Source organism: Streptomyces sp. ID05-39B (assembly GCF_033794725.1).
Taxonomy (GTDB): Bacteria; Actinomycetota; Actinomycetes; order Streptomycetales; family Streptomycetaceae; genus Streptomyces; species Streptomyces bobili.
This window is the reverse complement of record NZ_JARGEF010000426.1, coordinates 1-3,627: the sequence shown is the minus strand read 5'-3', so window position 1 is coordinate 3,627 and position 3,627 is coordinate 1. Positions and strand designations below refer to the sequence as shown.

Annotated in this window: 3 protein-coding genes and 1 pseudogene; 1 reads left to right on the top strand and 3 read right to left on the bottom strand. The window is 73.8% G+C overall.

Annotation, left to right across the window (positions count from 1 at the left end; translation table 11 throughout):
* Window positions 1-87 precede the first annotated feature (87 nt).
* Complete coding sequence (locus P1P75_RS40555) at window positions 88-1,506, top strand: MFS transporter (protein WP_319264783.1); 1,419 nt, start codon at window positions 88-90, stop codon at window positions 1,504-1,506.
* On the opposite strand, the pseudogene P1P75_RS40550 reads toward P1P75_RS40555, so the two are convergent.
* The 3 genes and pseudogenes from P1P75_RS40550 to aroA form a co-directional block, all read right to left on the bottom strand.
* A pseudogene (locus P1P75_RS40550) lies at window positions 1,478-1,660 on the bottom strand (hydrolase); the annotation flags it as partial. The gene P1P75_RS40555 and the pseudogene P1P75_RS40550 sit on opposite strands and share 29 nt — an antisense overlap.
* A 66-nt stretch (window positions 1,661-1,726) precedes the next feature.
* Complete coding sequence (locus P1P75_RS40545) at window positions 1,727-2,359, bottom strand: GNAT family protein (protein WP_319264781.1); 633 nt, start codon at window positions 2,357-2,359, stop codon at window positions 1,727-1,729.
* On the bottom strand, window positions 2,356-3,597 hold the full coding sequence (gene aroA / locus P1P75_RS40540) for a 3-phosphoshikimate 1-carboxyvinyltransferase (RefSeq protein ID WP_319264780.1): 1,242 nt from the start codon (window positions 3,595-3,597) through the stop codon (window positions 2,356-2,358). The genes P1P75_RS40545 and aroA overlap by 4 nt, the downstream gene beginning before the upstream one ends.
* Window positions 3,598-3,627: the final 30 nt, after the last annotated feature.

Here is a 3,627-nt window from a genome sequence, read left to right as displayed (position 1 = left end):
GGTAATTGGCTGGCGGTCAGGATGGGGGCGGGTTAGCCTCCGCGCCGTGTATCTCGCTTTCGCGCCGCCCCCCGTTCCTTCCGGCTCATGAGTCTCGGCCGGACCTTCCTTGATGTTCGTCCCCTCCGTACCTCTCCTGTCTTCCGGCGGCTGCTGATCGGGCGCACCGTGTCCTCGCTCGGTGGCTTCATGACCATGGTCACCGTCATGTACCAGGTGTGGGACACGACCCACAGCTCGGTGTGGAGCGGCGCGGTCGGGCTGGCGCAGGCGCTGCCGATGGTCGCGGTCGGGCTGTTCGCCGGTGCCTGGGTCGACCGGGCCGACCGGCGCCGCGTCTACCTCCTCGCCACCGCCGGCCAGGCGGCCTGTTCGCTGTTGCTCGCCGTCCAGGGCTTCACCGGGGGCGTGCCCGTGCCCCTGCTTCTCGCGCTGGTCGCGGTGCAGGCCTCCTTCGGGGCCGTCGGCGGTCCCGCGGCCGGCGTGTTCGTGCCCCGGCTGCTGCCCAAGGACCAGGTGGCCGCGGGGCTCGCGCTGAACCAGGCGACCGGTCAGTCAATGATGCTGATCGGTCCGGCCGTCGCCGGTCTGGTGCTCGGCTGGCGGGGCATCGGCGTCTGCTACCTGCTGGACGCCCTCACCTTCGGTTTCGCCTTCTACGGCGCCTTCGGCCTGCCCCCGTTGCCGCCCGAGGGCGAGAAGTCCCGGCCCGGACTGCACGGCGTCCTGGACGGGCTGCGGTTCCTCACCGGTCACCGGGTCGTGCGCGGCGCCCTGCTGACCGACCTGGCCGCGACCGTGCTGGCGATGCCGGTCAGTCTCTTCCCGCTGGTCAACGAGGAACGCTTCGGCGGTGATCCGCGCACACTGGGCCTGTTCCTGTCCGCGCTCGCCGTCGGCGGTGTCACCGCGACCGCCCTCTCCGGGCCGGTGACCCGGCTGGCGCGGCCGGGGCCCGTCATGCTGTGCGCCTCCGGTCTGTGGGGTGTGTCCCTCGCCGTGTTCGGCCTGACGACCAGCGCCTGGGCGGGGATCGCGGCCCTGGTCCTGGCCGGAGCGGCGGACGCGGTCGCCGTCCTGTCCCGTACGACCATCGTCCAGACCCGTACCCCGGACGCGCTACTGGGCCGGGTCACGGCGGCCGAGGCGATCGTCGGGCAGGCCGGTCCGCATCTGGGCAACCTGCGCGGAGGCCTCGCCGCCGGCTGGTCCTCGGGGGCCGTCGCCCTCGTGACGGGCGGTGTGCTGTGTCTGGCGGCGGTGACGGCCGTGGCCGCGACCACTCCGGAGCTGCGGGGTGGTGCAGGGGCCCCTGACGCCGACTCCGGGTCCGGGTCCGACCCCGGTCCCGGTCCCGACTCCGGCCGCAACCCTGACCCCGCCCCTGAGTCCGCACCCGCTCCCGCCCCTGAGTCCGGGTCCGGGTCCCGGTCCGATTCCGGGTCCCCGACCGTCGGGGCCGTGGAGGGTGGCGGTTCTACGGCCGCTGCCCCGGGCGCACCGTGAAGCTCGCGTCGCCCGTCTCGGACCACTCCGGCACCGACGGCCAGGAGCCGTAGCCCGCGTCCAGGTCCAGGTGTGCTGCTCCGGGGATGGGTTCGGCCGTCAGGCCCAGGGGGGTGCCGTACGCGGACCGGACGCCTTGCGGGCAGTACGGGTCCTTCGTCGCCGCGTGCGGCCGTGGTCGCCGCGGCCGGGTGACCGCGGCCGGGTGACCGCGTGGGCGTCAGGTCGTGCGGGACAGGTAGCCCGCCACCCGCTGCTCCAGTTGTTCGCGCCGCTCGGGCCAGTCCTCCGCCGTGATCGAGAAGATCGCCGAATCACGCAGGCGGTTCTCCTCTCCCGGCGCCCAGGAGCGGGACCAGTTGCGCAGGACGCCCTCCAGGCTGGCGCCGACGCTCGCGATGGCCGCGCGGGAGCGGCTGTTGCGGGCGTCCGTCTTCAGGTCCACGCGGGACACGCCCCACACCTCGAAGGCGTGCCGGAACAGCAGCAGTTTGGCCTCGGCGTTGATGCCCGTGCCCTGGGCCGAACGCGCCAGCCAGGTGAAGCCGACCTCGACGGCGTCGAGGGCGTCGTCGGACCGCCAGGAGCGCGGCTCCCAGTAGGCGGTGGCGCCGATCGCCCGGCCGGTGGCCACGGACACCTGCGCGTAGGGGGCGAGCATGCCAGTGGCGGCGCGGGCGAGCTGGGCGTCGATGTAGTCGCCGACCTCGTCCTTCCTCGGCACCCACGTGTACGCGTACGTCCCCCGGTGCTCCTCCGCCGCCTCCGCCAGGTCGGCCGCGTGCCCGTGTTCCAGCGGCTCCAGACGGACCAGCGTGCCCTCGAGTACCGGCCCCTGCATGGTGAAACTCACCCGACGATGTCCTTCCGCAACTCCGCGAACGCCTCGTGGAAACCGGGGAAAGTCTTGCGGACGCAGCCGGGGTCGTCGAACGATATTCCGGGCGTGCGCAGGCCGGTCACCGCGAAGGACATGACGATGCGGTGGTCACCGTACGTCGTGATCTCCGCGCCCTCGGGGGTGGCGCCGGGGCGGATCTCGATCCAGTCGGGGCCCGTCGCCACCTCCACACCCAGCCGGCGGAGGTTCGACGCGCACGCCTCCAGGCGGTCGCACTCCTTCACGCGCGTGTTCGCGACGTCCTCGATACGGACCGGGCCGGAGGCGTACGGGGCGATCGCGGCGAGCGTCGGCATCGTGTCCGAGACGTCCCGCATGTTGACGGTCAGGCCGCGGAGTTCGCCGGTGCCGCGTACGGTCGTACGGTCCGCCCCGACCGTCACCCGCGCGCCCATCCTGCGCAGTACGTCCACGAAGCCCAGGTCGCCCTGGAGCGCGCCCTCGCCGAGGCCCGGCACGGTCACCTCTGCGCCCGGCGTGACCGCGGCCGCCGCGAAGAAGTAGCTCGCGGTGGAGGCGTCGGGCTCGATGGCGTACGTCGTCGCCCGGTAGCCGCCCGGCGGGACGACGTACGTGTCGCCCTCGCGGCCCACCTCCACGCCGAACGCCCGCATCATCGCGAGCGTGATCTCCACGTACGGTGCCGAGACCAGGTCGGTGACCGTGATGCGCAGGCCGGTGCGGGTCAGCGGGCCGAGCAGCAGCAGGGCTGTCAGGTACTGGGAGGACTGGCCGGCGTCCAGGACCACGTCCCCGCCCTCCACGCCCGCCGCCGCGACGGTCAGCGGGTGGTGGCCCTCCGCCTCCTCGTGCCGCAGGTCCACGCCGAGGTCGCGCAGGGCCCGGGTCAGCGGCAGCAGGGGCCTGCGGCGCATCTGGGGGGAGGCGTCGAAGCGGTAGGTGCCGTGGCCGGCGGCGGCCAGGGTGGGCAGGAAGCGGGCGGTGGTGGCGCCGTCACGGCAGTACACGTCCGCCTCGCGGACGGCGGGGCCCTGCGGGCGGCCGTCGACCTGCCAGGCGTCCTGGGTGCGGCCGACGCGGTAGCCGAGCCCGATGAGCCCCTCGGCGAATCCCTCGGTGTCGTCCGACCTCAGGGGCCGCTGGAGGGTGGTGACCCCGTCGGCGGCCGCGGCGAGGAACAGGGCGCGGGCGGTGAGGGACTTGGAACCGGGAATGTCGACACGGGGCATGCCCCGCATGATCCCTCCGGGGGTGGGTGG